Source organism: Alteromonas macleodii (genome assembly GCF_903772925.1).
Taxonomy (GTDB): domain Bacteria; phylum Pseudomonadota; class Gammaproteobacteria; order Enterobacterales; family Alteromonadaceae; genus Alteromonas; species Alteromonas macleodii_A.
In genome coordinates this window covers 898,611-913,463 of record NZ_LR812090.1, presented here as the reverse complement: position 1 = coordinate 913,463, position 14,853 = coordinate 898,611, and the positions used below count along the sequence as shown (strand labels likewise).

Annotated in this window: 13 protein-coding genes; 4 read left to right on the top strand and 9 right to left on the bottom strand. The window is 43.8% G+C overall.

The window, feature by feature from the left end:
* Positions 1–173: 173 nt before the first annotated feature.
* The 3 genes from PCAR9_RS04020 to PCAR9_RS04010 all read right to left on the bottom strand — a co-directional run bounded on the left by PCAR9_RS04020 (position 174) and on the right by PCAR9_RS04010 (position 2,003).
* Positions 174–578: a hypothetical protein gene (locus PCAR9_RS04020; protein ID WP_179982508.1), complete on the bottom strand. Its 405-nt coding sequence runs from the start codon at positions 576–578 to the stop codon at positions 174–176.
* Positions 579–676: 98 nt separating this feature from the next.
* A complete protein-coding gene (locus PCAR9_RS04015) occupies positions 677–1,591 on the bottom strand; it encodes a PA2778 family cysteine peptidase (RefSeq protein WP_232091113.1) in 915 nt (304 codons plus the stop codon).
* Positions 1,592–1,622: 31 nt separating this feature from the next.
* Positions 1,623–2,003, bottom strand: coding sequence for a PA2779 family protein (locus PCAR9_RS04010; RefSeq protein ID WP_118490142.1), 381 nt, complete (start codon positions 2,001–2,003; stop codon positions 1,623–1,625).
* A 533-nt stretch (positions 2,004–2,536) separates the two neighbouring features.
* On the opposite strand from PCAR9_RS04010, the gene PCAR9_RS04005 reads away from it, so the two are divergent.
* The gene (locus tag PCAR9_RS04005; protein ID WP_179982506.1) at positions 2,537–4,129 is read left to right on the top strand and encodes an ABC-F family ATPase; all 1,593 of its coding nucleotides are present in this window, start codon (positions 2,537–2,539) and stop codon (positions 4,127–4,129) included.
* A gap of 87 nt (positions 4,130–4,216) precedes the next feature.
* On the opposite strand, the gene PCAR9_RS04000 is transcribed toward PCAR9_RS04005, so the two are convergent.
* Positions 4,217–4,996, bottom strand: a complete 780-nt coding sequence (locus PCAR9_RS04000) for a hypothetical protein (protein WP_179982505.1) — start codon at positions 4,994–4,996, stop codon at positions 4,217–4,219.
* 396 nt (positions 4,997–5,392) lie between these two features.
* Positions 5,393–6,289 (bottom strand): hypothetical protein, encoded by an 897-nt coding sequence (locus PCAR9_RS03995; protein ID WP_179982504.1) that lies wholly within the window; start codon positions 6,287–6,289, stop codon positions 5,393–5,395.
* A gap of 411 nt (positions 6,290–6,700) precedes the next feature.
* On the opposite strand from PCAR9_RS03995, the gene PCAR9_RS03990 reads away from it, so the two are divergent.
* Positions 6,701–7,468, top strand: a complete 768-nt coding sequence (locus tag PCAR9_RS03990) for a MipA/OmpV family protein (RefSeq protein ID WP_179982503.1) — start codon at positions 6,701–6,703, stop codon at positions 7,466–7,468.
* A gap of 155 nt (positions 7,469–7,623) precedes the next feature.
* On the opposite strand, the gene PCAR9_RS03985 is transcribed toward PCAR9_RS03990, so the two are convergent.
* From PCAR9_RS03985 to hutC, 4 genes are all read right to left on the bottom strand, one after another.
* Positions 7,624–8,166 carry a CreA family protein gene (locus tag PCAR9_RS03985; protein ID WP_179982502.1) on the bottom strand — a complete coding sequence of 181 codons (543 nt, stop codon included), beginning with the start codon at positions 8,164–8,166 and terminating at the stop codon, positions 7,624–7,626.
* 69 nt (positions 8,167–8,235) lie between these two features.
* Positions 8,236–9,828 (bottom strand): histidine ammonia-lyase, encoded by a 1,593-nt coding sequence (gene hutH / locus PCAR9_RS03980; RefSeq protein ID WP_179982501.1) that lies wholly within the window; start codon positions 9,826–9,828, stop codon positions 8,236–8,238.
* 2 nt (positions 9,829–9,830) lie between these two features.
* A complete protein-coding gene (hutU, locus tag PCAR9_RS03975; protein WP_232091112.1) occupies positions 9,831–11,606 on the bottom strand; it encodes a urocanate hydratase in 1,776 nt (591 codons plus the stop codon).
* Positions 11,607–11,712: 106 nt separating this feature from the next.
* A complete protein-coding gene (hutC, locus tag PCAR9_RS03970; RefSeq protein ID WP_179982500.1) occupies positions 11,713–12,435 on the bottom strand; it encodes a histidine utilization transcriptional repressor HutC in 723 nt (240 codons plus the stop codon).
* Positions 12,436–12,589: 154 nt separating this feature from the next.
* Here hutC and hutI point away from each other — a divergent pair, with 154 nt between their 5' ends.
* On the top strand, positions 12,590–13,873 hold the full coding sequence (gene hutI, locus PCAR9_RS03965; protein WP_232091111.1) for an imidazolonepropionase: 1,284 nt from the start codon (positions 12,590–12,592) through the stop codon (positions 13,871–13,873).
* The gene (gene hutG, locus PCAR9_RS03960; protein WP_179982499.1) at positions 13,866–14,834 is read left to right on the top strand and encodes a formimidoylglutamase; all 969 of its coding nucleotides are present in this window, start codon (positions 13,866–13,868) and stop codon (positions 14,832–14,834) included. Before hutI ends, hutG begins: the two co-directional genes overlap by 8 nt.
* The last annotated feature ends 19 nt before the right edge of the window (positions 14,835–14,853 follow it).

Below are 14,853 nucleotides of genomic sequence, written 5' to 3'. Positions count from 1 at the left end.
AATGCGCTCAGCGTTAATACTGAACTTCCACTTGATAGCGTTAACCAAATTAGGATCGAGCAAAAAGAGAGCATTCACCATAGGGGTTAACCACTAGAGCGAACTGCACCAACCAGATAAGGAGAATTAAGCTTCCTCTCCGCTTAAATGTACTGTTTATTAATAGGTTATAACTAAGGAAGAGACTGTAATTTGCTTTTATATTCTTGTTCAAGCCATTCAAAAGCACTTTCAAAACGTGTAAAAAACAAGTAATCCATTGCAACAAGCTCTGGGATCCGTTGATACATTATCCCGCGGATCACTGGTCCTTTGTATACATAGGCTTTTGCAACGAGACCCATTTCGGGAAGACGATTAATAATGTGCTTAACCATATCAAACGCTTCGGGCGTAGCGCCTTCTACTTGGCTAATGTCGGCAAGTAAGGCAAAAGGCTTTCCCTTCAACCCCATAACTAATTCGAAAAGCTCTGCTCGATAGCTTTCGGCGCTACTTTCATTAAAGATGCCATAAAGCTTAGTTGTAATAATCCCATTTGCGTGGGATATCGAAGCGTTGCTTAAATTCTTTGACATATACAACGTTAGTTTTTCTAAACCCTACTAAAGGATAGCTGAAAAAATAACGTTGGCATTGAATTCGTAAAGTTCTCACTAAGGTTCACTGAAAGTTGCTACTCTCTTAGTCCTAGCAACCCGTCGTTATCTGGAAAGCGTGCAAGTGCTTGTTTAAGCACATCGTTTGCTGACTCAAGCCTATTGCCTTTACGCAATGCAATAATATAGTTATGCACATACGCTTGTTGATGTTGGCCTACGTCATACCCTTTTTCAAACCAGGTTATCGCCAGTTTGTTGTTGCCTTCGATATCAGGGTGTTCGAGATAATAATTAGCAATCAGAAAGTAGCTTAACCAATAAGAAGGCCAGGTCTGGGATGCGGTTTCTAAAAACGCTAGCGACTGCGCTTTGTCTCCTACTTTGAGCATATCGTAGGCTGCACTTACATAAGTAAAAGGCGTCATCTCAGAAGACGTCACTTTGGGAGGAACCGGAGCTAAATACCAGTAATTTCCTCTTGCCCAGGTTCGTTCAAAAAGCTCAAGCGACATTTCGTGATTAGGCGTAAGGCCCGTATGTAAAGTGACCGTTCCCCTATCACTATCGAACCCGATAACAACGGCGTAGTGCCACTGGGGTATTAATTGGATAGATAAATTTTGAAAAACAATCACCGGGATGTCTTCTTTAACTAACGACATAATGGACGATAATGTTCCTCGCTCAGTATATGGCAAGAAACCAAATTGTCGTGTGGCGCTAACCATTTCTAGCTGCAGACTCCCTTCTTTATTAGGAATGAACAACTTAGGCGCAATGTCGTTTGGTGAGGTACTTTTTCCATAGTAACCAAACACTTCAGAAAGTGTGGTAGGCCCGCAATAAAACTGTTCTTGGGGAAAAAACGGTACAGACTCAATAGTGTGGGAATCGGGCAATGAGGCGAGTCCCTCTTGCCTTAGTTTGTCAGCTTGAGGAGTGGATTGACAACCTGAAAGCAAAAGTAGAAGCGAAAGGCCTGCTAACATGCAGGCCTTTTTAACTGAATTTATCATCCAATTAGCTGTTAACTGGACGAATAAATGGGTAAACGTCAGTTACACCAATGAGATCCAAAATTGCTATAATAGCAAGTACAGTAAGCACTGCGCCTACAACACCACCCGCTGGCGCTTGATTGATTTCATCATTTAGTTGCGCAATCTCGCTGTCGGTCATACCGTTGATTCTGGCAATAGCTTGGTTGCTATCTACACCTAAGCTCACTAGTTTACTCTGCACGTCTGAACGGTTGACCATATCAATAAGCTGCTGCTTATTGTAGTGAGCGGCTTGAGTTTGCATTACAGAGTCTGAGCTAATTGCTTCTGCGTGAACACTACCAGACATTAGAACTGTTGCCGAAAAGCAACCAATAGCAATTTTTTTTAAAAACTTCATGATGTTTCCCTATTTTAAAATGCACAGTTTTATTCTTCTTTTGCGTTACCTAACGCACAGTAAACTAAAGTGAGATAAAACTTCGCACTGATTCAACAGGCGCAAACGCGACCTGTGGTTTATTTTCAGTAGGTAGGCGCTGCAAAATTAAGACCAACCAATAAAGTCTCTTATTTACATTAAACAAGGTTCTACGTTTTTCCATTCTGAAATAGTAGTTTAAGCGAATCTTTAGTATCAAAATGGATGAAAAATTTAACTTCTTCTCTCCTGAATTAAGCATTCACCATACACTCACTTTTATGTAATATTTTCTTTATACTGGAATGATTTGCTCAACGTTAATATAGAGATTAGGCGGTAAACAAATACAACGCGTCACTCTTTCTTGTGAACCCCGTGCAAAAGCTGTTCAAAATTTCCTCGACATAAAGCGCTCAATTCCTTATAGTGCGCGCGCTTTTATATATTAGTGGAGCGATAAACGCTTTCACTACTATCTCTTCTCATCGTTTTACCCCTGGATACCTGTTTTGATTACCACCGCAAATATCACAATGCAGTTTGGCTCTAAGCCATTATTTGAAAATATTTCCGCAAAATTCGGCAACGGCAACCGATACGGCCTTATTGGCGCAAACGGTTGTGGTAAGTCTACCTTTATGAAAATTTTGAGCGGTAAACTTACGCCAACCTCGGGCAACGTCTCGATGGCACCGGGTACGAAGCTAGGTATATTAAGTCAGGACCAATTTGCGTTCGAAGAATACAGTGTGGTTGACACCGTGATCATGGGTGACCGTGAATTATGGGAAGTTAAGCAAGAGCGCGACGCCATTTACAGCAAGGCTGAAATGAGCGAAGAAGATGGTATGCGCGTAGCAGATTTAGAGACCCAGTTTGCCGAAATGGATGGCTATACAGCCGAGTCCCGCGCAGGTGAAATTCTAACATCTGCTGGCATTGATGAAGATTATCACTTCGGTTTAATGAAAGAAGTGGCTCCAGGTAAAAAAGTACGTGTACTTTTAGCCCAAGCCCTATTTGCTGAGCCTGATATTCTGCTTTTAGACGAACCAACCAACAACTTAGATATCTACACTATCAGCTGGCTTGCAGAGGAACTTAATAAGCGTAAGTCGACTATGCTTATTATTTCGCACGACAGACACTTCTTAAACTCTGTGTGCACACATATGGCCGATATCGATTATGGTGAACTACGTGTTTACCCAGGTAACTACGACGATTACATTCAGGCAGCCATGCTAGTTCAAGAGCAGCTTCATGCAGAAAATGCTAAAAAATCAGCGGAAATTGAAGAGCTGCAAAGCTTCGTAGCGCGATTCTCTGCCAACGCATCGAAAGCAAAACAAGCTACCTCGCGTGCACGTCGTCTAGAGAAAATTGAACTGGCTGAAGTAAAAGCGTCCAGCCGTCGTAAGCCTTATATTGTGTTTAAGCAGCACAAGAAACTTCACCGCCTTGCTATCACCCTTGAAGAACTGGGACATAGCTATCCAGACCTTCCGTTGTTCGACAACGCTAATTTATTATTGGAAGCAGGGCAGCGCTTAGCCATAATCGGTGAAAATGGCGCAGGTAAAACTACGCTTTTAAAATGCCTAGTGAATGACATTGAGCCTACCGCTGGTAGCTATAAGTGGGCAGAAAATGCCGCAATCGGCTACATTCCGCAGGACAATGCCAAATACTTTGCTGAAGATATCACTATGTTTGAGTGGATGAGCCAATGGCGCAGTCCGAAACACGACGATCTGCAAATTAAGGGCATGTTAGGCCGTTTATTGTTTACTTCTGATGATTTCAATAAGCGTGTGCAGGTATGTTCTGGTGGTGAGAAAAACCGTTTATTGTTCGGAAAACTTATGCTTGAAGACATCAACGTATTGGTAATGGACGAGCCTACCAACCACATGGATATGGAATCGATTGAAGCGCTAAACAATGCACTTTATAAGTTTGATGGCACAGTGATTTTCGTAAGTCATGATCGCGAGTTCGTTTCATCACTGGCTACCCAGATCATTGAAATAAAAAACAAACAGCTGAACCACTTTGATGGAAACTACGAAGAGTTTTTGGCCCATAAAGAAAACGCATAAGTAACGTAAAAAGGGGCGCTCACCGCCCCTTTTGTCTGTTTAAATGCTTACAGTTTTTATCTCAGTAGAGTTAATGCTTTATTGAACTTAAACCTCTTCATTTCCTACTAAAAACTGTCTAGTCATTCCCGCTAGATTATCGAAATACTCGATTAGAGCAGCTTTCACTGGGGCTAACTCTTCCTCAGTCATATTTTCAAAGTCTGTAGGATCTTGAAAACCTTCTATAGGCTTGTTCTTTGCCAAGAACGTTTGAGTTTCTTTTACATGCTCTAACCGTGTGATATCCACTGGCTTATCAATGGTCTCTATAGAAATAGCAAAGCTAGCTGAGGCCATGTAGTTATCTAATCCTAGAAAGCTTCTAGTAAAAAGCCCATAACCTTGGCTGTAATGTTCTGAACAGCCATACATGCCGCACTCCATTGCTGCTAACGTGGGTGTTTCTTTAATTATAACAACCGCTGTTATGCCCTGAGCGACAAGCTTTTCTCGTGTGTTCGCGCTTTTCTCATTAAATACCCACTCTTTGTTCACTACATCAACGAAGGTAAGTGTATCGTTCTCAGAAATGAGGTTTGATATGTCTACAACATCGTATGACGTTCCGCTCTCAATTTTCTCTTCGAAAACATTGAAAATGCTTTCTTTAAGCTGCCAATCGTAATCATACTCTTTGTTGAAATTATTAAATATTGTTGTACCAACATGGGTATGGCTAGGGTTCTCTTTAGCGACAACCAGAACTCCAATTTTACTTTTTTCGGGGGCTTTATAACCGGTTGTGGGTGGCACATACGTTGACGCACATCCCGCTACAACAATGGTCATAATAACTATTGAAAACAACTTAAACGGCAATTTCATTTTTATTCCTTTGTGCTTTTTGCACCTTTTAATTATATTTTTAAAACCTAGCTACCTCACCATACCCCCGCTTTAGCCCTATCAGTTCTATGAGCGTGGAAGGGTATCTCGATAAAATCGCACAAGTTTTCAACAAAAACAATGTGTTTTGTAGTCCAATATTCATGACTTCACTAGCAAGAATTAACAAGCTATCGCCCAGCCTCTTACCATTAGTCTTTTTCACAAAAAATGCCGATACATCGCCTTTTGGCGACCGATGAATTGAGCCTAAAGCAGGTAGATAATAGTTAGGAGACAATGCCACTAACGTTACCTACACACCTTTTAGGTTTGGATGGTGAACCCCAAAAAAACGGGCACTTAATTAAGTGCCCGTTTTTGTTTTTTTATAATCTATTGATTGGAAAAGTACTTGGCCGCCGTTTCAGCTAAACGATCGAAGTAACTAATGATTGAATCTTTGATAGGCGCTAGCTCTTTTTCTGTCACTTCATCAAAATCTTCAGGTGGGACAAATTCTTCAATGCGCACGTTCTTCATTGCGTCATCTTTTAACTCTTTAAACAAAGGTTTCGACGCTATGTCTACGGGCTTGTCTAAGCTTTCAATGCTGATATCAAAACTTGCTGACGCGATGTAATAATCGGTTCCCAAGAAGCTCCGAGTAAATAGGCCGAAACCTTCACTTTGATGTTCTGAGCAACCATAAGTACCGCATTCTGTGATGGCTACTGTTGGTGCCTCTTGAACAATAATAATTTTTGTAACACCGTCAGCTAACAGCGATTTTCTAAGTGCATTTTGATTTTCATTAAAAGACCAATTATTGTCTTGCTTCACCACAAAATCTAGTTGCCATGCTCCTTTAACTTTGGGTGATACATCAACCACTTCAAATCGGCTTGATTGCTCTATTGCTGCTTTAAGTTTAGTAAAAAGCGTAGATGCTATCTGCCAGTCGTATGCGTACTCTTTCGAGAAGTTATTAAACTTAGTCGTACCAACATGGGTGTGCGATGGGAATTCATTAGCATTGATGAAAACCCCTATCTTTTGCTTCGGTACTTCTATCGGCTCATTAGCTTCATCGGCTTCGTCCTCGCTTGCTTGCTCTGAACCATCAACCTCTTTATCTAGCGCATCATTATTTGTTTGATCACCTGAACTTGATTTATCGACATTAATCTCTGTAGGAACACTTTCACTTGGCTCCACACCTCTTTGCGTTACACATCCTGTTGCCAGCATTGATATGGCAACCAGCACACTAAACTTTGTCACAAACTTCATAACACTTCCCTATTTCAAAGCTAATGAGCTTAATACTGAATTTAGACTATTCTGGTTTTGCACTAAACCTCTTCTCAGTTTATTACAAGCAATCTTCTCTATCGATAGAAAGTTACTTTAAGCATTCTCACGCACAGTTTAACTTTCCAAATCGCTTTAAATTTGACTGTAACAAACAACCTTCACACTGCTTCCAGTGATTTCGTTTTCTCATAAAGGAAAAGCTAACAATAGAGGGGATTATCGCCGCTACTGCAATAGTGAGTTAGTTGATTTAGTAGCCACTCATTTTGAGAAAGATATAGCCCTTTTGGATTACACCTTTAAATAAACACTGTATGTGAAGAGCAGGCAAAGAATTGATCGAACCTGAAGTTTAGGCTGTATTGTGATTAAAAAGGAAATTAATTAATGACTCTATTAAAGTGTTTAGGCTCAGTAAGCCTGTCAACATTACTCGTGTTCTCCTCCATCGTTTCTGCACAGCAGTCAGCAAGACCACAACAGCCTCAAGGCTGGATGTGGGGTTTTGGTGTTGCCGCATCTCAAGACGTTTATACCGACTTTGATAACCGTATTGTGCCTATTCCTATTATTGGCTACACAGGTGAAAAGCTTAGGGTTTACGGGCCATTCATAGGTTACGAGTTATTTAGAGAAAAGGGCCTCACCCTTGATGCCCAACTTGTGCCGGTATTTGCAGGTTATGAAGAAGATGACAGCGCCGTGTTTACCGGCATGGAAGATAGAGACTTTAGCTATGCGGCTGGCGTTGGCCTAAACTATAATGCGGGCAGCTGGGTATATTCATTATCAACCAATGCGGATATTTTGGGTAAGTTCGACGGCTATCAAGCGTCTGCTCGAATAGGCAAACAGTTTAGAGTAGATAACTTCATGATAGAGCCATCAGTCGGCGTTACCTACCAAGACAGTAATTATGTCGACTACTATTACGGTGTACGTCCCGAGGAAGCTACTGCGTTTCGAAACACATATAACGGCGATAGCGCACTTAATACAGAAGTCCGCATTGCTGTTTCTACCCGCCAGTTTCTAGGCGGTATGACGCGTTTAGAGGTTGGCGCTACTTTCTTTGACGATAGCATTAGCGATAGCCCGCTAACCGACGATGACACTGCATTAAGTGCCATGCTGGTTTACACGCGCTTTTTCTAAGCGATTGCCACCTTCTTACCAAAGATGTGTAAAGTTTCATAGCTGAGCTTCCTTTACTAGTACATAAACGCTATCACGCTTAGCATCAAAAGCTATGAACATCATCAAAAATGCCCTCACTTTCGAGGGCATTCGCGTTATTTACGCGTTTGTATTTACGTTGACTTTTTGAAGGCAAGCGTCTCCCAGAGGGGAACAGTAGACAAGCTATGTTTGTAACTTCCTGATGTTTCTTTAGTACTGTAAGATAAGTAAATCAGCGTCTTCGAGTCTGCATCATAAATTCGGCGAAGCTTCATATTTTTGAAAAACACGCTTTTAGATTTTTTAAATATCACTTCACCAGAATCTGACTTATCAATAGCCTCTAGCATCTCTGCTGTGATTGGGCCGGTTTGTCTGCACGCAATAGAGCTGTCTGATGGGTCAGACAAATCCAAATTCGCTTCAATACTTGAAATATGACAGGTAACGCCAGTGACAACAGGGTCTTGAAGCGCATCAATTTTGATATCTTTTGTGGTAAACAGCCCAAGCGACACATCGCCAACTTCGCTATCACTACAGCCTGCTAATGTAAAAAGCGAAGCAGTGAGTAGCCCAAGTACAGAACCTTTGAAAGCGGTGCTTTTTATTGAAATCTTATTTGAAAAAGCACGGTGTTTTTTACGCTTCATCCAACGTCCGCTTGTTTTCATACCTTTATCGCCTCTATGCTAATTATAACCTTTTATGTACCTACTCGAATTACCGCGTCTGTGATCATTTTAGCCCAGCAGGTTAAGCTGTATTTTATCCATAAGCGCATAATGTTTTATAAGTTGCTTGGCTTTTTCTATGTCTGGCGCGAAATAGCGGTCCTTGTCGTAAAAAGGCACCTGCTTTCTTAGTAACTGCATTAATTCCTGCAGCTTTTCACTCGTTGTTAAGGGTTTTCTAAAATCTAAACCTTGGCAGGCCGCTAACCATTCAATGGCTAAAATGCCCGCTACGTTGTCAAAAATGTCTCTTAATCGCCTTGCCGCAAATGTAGCCATAGACACATGGTCTTCTTGGTTAGCAGACGTAGGCAAAGAATCGATGGATGCTGGGTGCGCCAAGGTTTTATTTTCACTAGCAAGTGCAGCACAGGTCACCTGCGCAATCATAAACCCTGAGTTTACCCCACCGTTTTCAACCAAAAATGGCGGCAAGCCGCTTAAGTGAGTATCTATCATTAGCGACATTCTGCGCTCTGACAGCGCGCCAATCTCAGACAGCGCTATAGCCAACATGTCTGCTGCCATCGCCACCGTTTCCGCATGAAAGTTTCCGCCAGACAAAATATCGCCAGCGGTCGCTTCGCTAACATTCGAACCATCACTGCTTTCAACAAAAACTAGCGGGTTATCGCTAACGCCATTCGCTTCAGTCACTAGAATATCTTGGGCGTATCGCATTTGTTGTAAACAGGCCCCCATTACTTGCGGCTGACAGCGCAATGAATACGGATCTTGCACTTTTTCACATCTTTGGTGTGAGTTACCAATCTCTGAGGTATCTAACAATGCTCTAAATGCAGTCGCCACATCACACTGGCTTTTATGGCCTCGTACTTCGTGAATGCGCGGGTCGAAGGGCACCCGAGAACCTAACGCGGCTTCAACCGTGAGCGCACCAATACCGATAGCACTATGAAGCGCATTTTCAGTATAAAACAGCCCCTGAAGTGCAAACGCTGTTGATGCCTGTGTACCGTTTAACAGTGCCAAGCCCTCTTTGGGTGCCAGCGCAATAGGCCGCATACCAGCTATTTCTAATGCTTTGGCCGCACTAATACGTTCTCCTTTGTAGAAGGCTTCCCCTTCACCCAAAAGCACTACACTCATGTGTGCTAAAGGCGCTAAGTCTCCACTAGCCCCTACCGACCCTTTTTCAGGAATGGCAGGGTAAACCTGTGCGTTAAATAAGGTAATCAGCGCCTCTATTACGCTCAAACGAATACCCGAAAAACCCCGTGCTAGCGAATTAATCTTCAGCAGCATAAGTAAACGCACTGTATCTTCTTGCATAAAGTCACCGGTACCGGCCGCATGAGAAAGTACTATACTGCGCTGCAATAACTCCAATTCATCGGCATCAATTCGCGTATTAGCCAATAACCCAAAGCCCGTGTTAATGCCGTACACGGTTCGATTTTCTTCTATGACGTTCAGCACTACTTGCTCGGCAGCGTTTATGGCAGGTATCGCACTCTCAACCAGCGACAAGTGAATATGGTTTCGATGCACTTCTCTTAACTGTTCTAAGGTCAGTGTGCCAGGAACAAGGGTTAGCTTTTGAACACCGTCTTGCTTAGTGAAAAAAGACGTCTGGGACATAACTACGCCTCCCCGCCTAAGTTTTGGTGTGAGCTAATTTTGTGTGAGCTATTTTGGTGTGAATCAAAGCTAGAACTCGAACCTTCATTGCCAGCCCCTTGATTATTAGCCATGGAATTTACCATAGGAAGGTCAAGTTTATGTTTGTCTGCACAATCTTTTGCAATGTCATAGCCTGCATCGGCATGACGCATTACGCCTGTAGCGGGGTCGTTATGAAGTACCCGAGCTATACGCTCGGCCGCGGCATCAGTACCGTCACAGACAATAACCACGCCTGAATGTTGGCTGAAGCCCATTCCTACGCCACCACCATGATGAAGGCTCACCCAAGTCGCACCACCTGCTGTGTTTAATAGCGCGTTTAATAACGGCCAGTCCGAAACCGCATCTGAACCATCGAGCATGGCCTCGGTTTCTCTATTTGGGGAAGCTACCGAACCAGAGTCGAGATGATCTCGACCAATCACTACCGGAGCGCTTAACTCACCATTGCGCACCATTTCGTTAAAGGCCAGTCCAAGCTTTTGTCTTTCACCTAGTCCAACCCAGCAAATACGCGCAGGCAGGCCTTGGAACTGAATGCGTTCTTCGGCCATATCTAGCCAGTTATGTAGATGCGGATTATCGGGTATAAGCTCTTTAACTTTAGCGTCCGTTTTATAGATATCTTCTGGGTCGCCAGATAAAGCAGCCCATCTAAAGGGGCCAATACCCTGACAAAACAGCGGGCGAATATAAGCGGGTACAAAACCCGGGAAATCAAAAGCATGCTCAACGCCTTCTTCCAGCGCCATTTGCCTAATGTTGTTGCCATAATCGAGCGTTGCCGCGCCTGCCTGTTGAAAACCCAGCATGGCTTTAACCTGTAATGCCATCGACTGCTTCGCTTTTTTAATCACACAAGCTTCGTCTTTTGTACGCTGCGCTTCGGCTTGATCTAGCGTCCATCCAATCGGCAGATAGCCATTAAGCGGGTCGTGAGCACTGGTTTGATCGGTCACAACATCAGGAATGATCCCTTTCTCTAGCATATCGGGAAATACCTCAGCAGCATTGCCGAGCAAGCCTATAGAGACTGGTTTACCGTTTTGTTTGGCTTTCTCTAGTAGTTGTATCGCCTCTTCTAACGAATGGGCTTTTTTATCTAGATAGCCTGTGCGAATTCTGAAATCTATACGGGTTTCATCAACTTCCACTGCCACCATTGAAAAGCCAGCCATGGTAGCCGCAAGTGGCTGTGCTCCACCCATACCGCCTAAGCCGCCCGTCAAAATCCAGCGCCCTTCAGCATTACCGCCAAAATGGGTTTTAGCCACGCTCACAAAGGTTTCATACGTGCCTTGCACAATGCCTTGAGAGCCTATATATATCCACGATCCTGCCGTCATTTGCCCATACATCATCAAACCTTCTTTATCTAGAGCGTTGAAGTGCTCCCAATTCGCCCAGTGCGGAACAAGGTTAGAGTTAGCAATTAACACGCGAGGTGCGTTTTCATGGGTGGGAAAGACGCCAACAGGCTTACCTGATTGAACAAGTAATGTTTCGTCAGTATTTAAGCGCTTAAGCACTTCAACAATTTTGTCGTATGACGCCCAGTCTCGGGCCGCGCGCCCAATGCCGCCGTAAACTACCAAGTTTTGTGGATGTTCCGCCACGTCTGGATCCAGGTTATTCATCAACATGCGAAGCGGCGCTTCGGTTTGCCAACTCTTTGCGTTTAACGTACTGCCTCTTGGGGCACGAATTTCTCTTGTAGGGTCGAGGCGTTTCATAAACTTCTCCTAGGCGTCTTTTTCTTTTACTGAAATATTGTTGTTATAAGAAGCAGTATTTTTATAAGAAGCGCCTTGAGAGTTAGCGTCTTGGGCGCGTTTACACTTAAAACTCCAAGTGTCCTCCCAGTCGGTATCTACTGCCAGGGTGGAACAACACAGCGTGGCTAACCACAGCGGCTAACCCATTTTCATTCCCCGTCCCACGGGAAAATGTCCTTCGAGTAATCTTTAGGCAAGGCTCTTTAGGCTTTATCAGTAACGCTTGTGCAATATCTTTTTCAACAATTACAGCTTCTACGCTATGGTCCGCCTGTGAAAGTGGCGCGACTTGATTCAGATAAAAGTTAGCGGTTTGCGCTTTAAAATCCTTATCTAAGTAGTCGTTAATCCAAGCTGGATTAACCCACCTGTCTTCATACTGAACGGGCAAATTGTTCTCACAGTGAACGATAATGCTGTGAAATATAGGCTCTCCTACATCAACGGCTAGGCGCTGTGAAATAGCATCACTGGCAGGTGCAGTTTCAAGCACCAATATCTCGTTAGTGTATCTATGCCCCCGCCGCTCAATTTCATCGCGAATACTTTTGATTTCTAACATTGAACTCATAGGGCGGCTATCTGACACAAAAGTGCCTATTCCCTGACTACGCATTAAGATACCTTCATCTACCATTTCACTTAACGCACGTCGTGCAGTCATTCGACTAACACCATGTTGCTGAGCAAGTTGGTTTTCTGAGGGCACTTGACTACCCGGCTTCATTACACCACTTTCAATAGCATCTAAAATTGCCGTTTTAATTACCCTGTATCGAGGTTGCATATCGTGGGTTCACAACTAAATTGTTAATAATATGCTAACAGCATACTTGTATATACAAGTATGCACAAGTACACTGATTTTTAAAATTTGCGCTATGTTTCAGTGAAGGCACTGGGTAGAACTAGGCAAAGAGCTAGGCAATAGGTGACTTAAGGTGGAACACGTTATGGCTTATCAGTACGACTCGGTTATTTACAACGTTCGCATTGCATCTATGCAAAACAATGGGTTGCCTTATGGCGAATTACCTTCACATGCCATTGCTCTAAAGGACGGAAAAATTGCTGCACTAATCCCCTGCGACAATTCGCTAAGCGACGTGTTTAAGCAAGCCAAAAACGTACTTGATGCCACTACGCTTATTTCTCAAGATGAAGGTGAAGATGAAGGAGCAAACGCCAAGCACCCATGGTTATTGCCTGGATTCATCGATTGTCATACTCATCTAGTGTACGGCGGTAACCGCGCTGAAGAGTTTGAGATGCGTTTGCAGGGCGCAAGTTACGTTGACATAGCCCAGCGAGGCGGCGGCATTAAAGGTACAGTGGAAAAAACGCGATGTGCTGATGAGCGCACTTTGCGTAATACCGCGATAAAGCGAGCAAAGCGACTATGCGAAGAAGGTGTTACCACCATTGAAGTAAAATCAGGATACGGATTAGACTTAAACACTGAAGCGCGTATGTTGCGTGTGGCTAAATCCCTTGAGCAACACCTTCCTGTGAATATTCAAACTACCTATTTAGGCGCTCACGCCCTGCCAAATGAATTTACTGATGACCCAGACGGGTATATTGATTTTATTTGCAACGAGGCACTTCCTCATATTGCTTCGCAAAAATTGACTGACGCCGTTGATGTATTTTGTGAAACCATCGGCTTTTCTACTTCACAAACAGAACGTGTATTTTCCAGTGCACAAAAGCATGGCCTGCCAATTAAAGCTCATGTAGAGCAGCTTAGCGACAGTAAAGGTGCTATCTTGGCGGCTAAATACGGTGCACTATCAGTAGATCACATCGAATACTTAGCTGACAGCGATATCCCCTTACTTGCCCAAAGTGGTACCGTTGCCGTATTGCTTCCGGGCGCGTTTTATTATCTAAGTGAAGTGCAAAAGCCGCCGGTAAATGCACTTCGGGCCCACAATGTTCCAATGGCGATAGCGACAGACTTTAACCCTGGCAGTTCACCGTTGGCCTCTATACTTACCGCGATGAATATGAGTTGCGTGTTGTTTCAGTTAACCCCAGAAGAAGCAATTCGCGGCGCTACAGTGCATGCAGCGGGCGCACTTGGGCTACAAGACCGAGGTATTATTGATGTAGGAAGGCTGGCAGACTTCACCTTATGGGATGTCGAAACCCCCGCAGAGCTTGCCTACTGTATTAATGGCCATCGCCCTATTGCCGTGTACAAGGAGGGGAAACATGTTTAGGTGGCAAGGCAGAATAGACAGCGAAGATGGTGCTAGAGGCTTGCGCTGGCATCAAAAAGTTAACGAAACTGAGGTTAGTGAAGATAGCGCCTTTACCAACACCATTACTCTTGTTGGTTTTGAAAGTGATTTGGGTGTGGCATTTAACAAAGGCCGCGTAGGTGCAGCCGCGGGCCCAAACGCTATTCGCCAAGCACTTGCAAACTTGCCTTGGCACTGGCTAAACGCATCATTAGCCGATTTAGGCAATGTTACCGCTAAAGAGAACTTAGCCCAGGCACAAACCCAATATGCTGACGCCATTTGTTATGCGCTCAAGCAAAATGATGGATTGGTCATTGGGCTGGGAGGGGGACATGAAATTGCATGGGGTAGCTATCAAGGGGTTTTCAATGCTAAGCCCGAAAGCGCACGCATTGGTATTATTAATTTCGACGCCCATTTTGATTTAAGAAAGCCTTCACCAAACACCAGTTCAGGTACGCCGTTCAGGCAAGTGTATGATCACTGCCAGTTACACGACACACCGTTTCATTATGCTTGTTTGGGCGTATCGAAAGCGGCTAATACACCAGCGCTGTTTAACTTTGCTATTACATCCAAGACCCGTTATTTAACCGACGTGGCATTAAATGATGAATCGCTGTGCATGCAGCGAATTGATGAGCTGCTATCTCCGATGCTAAAAGACATCGATGAGCTTTACGTCACTGTATGTTTAGATGCATTTCCAGCCGCACAAGCACCTGGCGTTAGCGCGCCCAGTGCATTGGGAATATCCCCCACACTTGTTATCAACGCGCTACACTTTTTAGCACAGCATCAAAGTACTTACGGGTATCAATGGAGATTGTGTGACGTTGCGGAAATGAACCCCAATTATGATATTGATAGCCGCACAGCAAAGCTGGCTGCACGGCTAATTTTTGAAGCGGTAGATGCAGTAAGTTCGCACACTTAAACTGTTTAACGCTTTTATG

Excerpts from the sequence above, each read along its gene's own strand:
- PCAR9_RS04000 (WP_179982505.1), bottom strand. The coding sequence starts at position 4,996 with ATGAAATTGCCGTTTAAGTTGTTTTCAATAGTTATTATGACCATTGTT.
- PCAR9_RS04020 (WP_179982508.1), bottom strand. The coding sequence starts at position 578 with ATGTCAAAGAATTTAAGCAACGCTTCGATATCCCACGCAAATGGGATT.
- PCAR9_RS03990 (WP_179982503.1), top strand. The coding sequence starts at position 6,701 with ATGACTCTATTAAAGTGTTTAGGCTCAGTAAGCCTGTCAACATTACTC.
- PCAR9_RS04015 (WP_232091113.1), bottom strand. The coding sequence starts at position 1,591 with ATGTTAGCAGGCCTTTCGCTTCTACTTTTGCTTTCAGGTTGTCAATCC.
- PCAR9_RS03985 (WP_179982502.1), bottom strand. The coding sequence starts at position 8,166 with ATGAAAACAAGCGGACGTTGGATGAAGCGTAAAAAACACCGTGCTTTT.
- hutG (WP_179982499.1), top strand. The coding sequence starts at position 13,866 with ATGTTTAGGTGGCAAGGCAGAATAGACAGCGAAGATGGTGCTAGAGGC.
- hutH (WP_179982501.1), bottom strand. The coding sequence starts at position 9,828 with ATGTCCCAGACGTCTTTTTTCACTAAGCAAGACGGTGTTCAAAAGCTA.
- PCAR9_RS04010 (WP_118490142.1), bottom strand. The coding sequence starts at position 2,003 with ATGAAGTTTTTAAAAAAAATTGCTATTGGTTGCTTTTCGGCAACAGTT.
- hutC (WP_179982500.1), bottom strand. The coding sequence starts at position 12,435 with ATGCAACCTCGATACAGGGTAATTAAAACGGCAATTTTAGATGCTATT.
- hutU (WP_232091112.1), bottom strand. The coding sequence starts at position 11,606 with ATGAAACGCCTCGACCCTACAAGAGAAATTCGTGCCCCAAGAGGCAGT.
- PCAR9_RS03995 (WP_179982504.1), bottom strand. The coding sequence starts at position 6,289 with ATGAAGTTTGTGACAAAGTTTAGTGTGCTGGTTGCCATATCAATGCTG.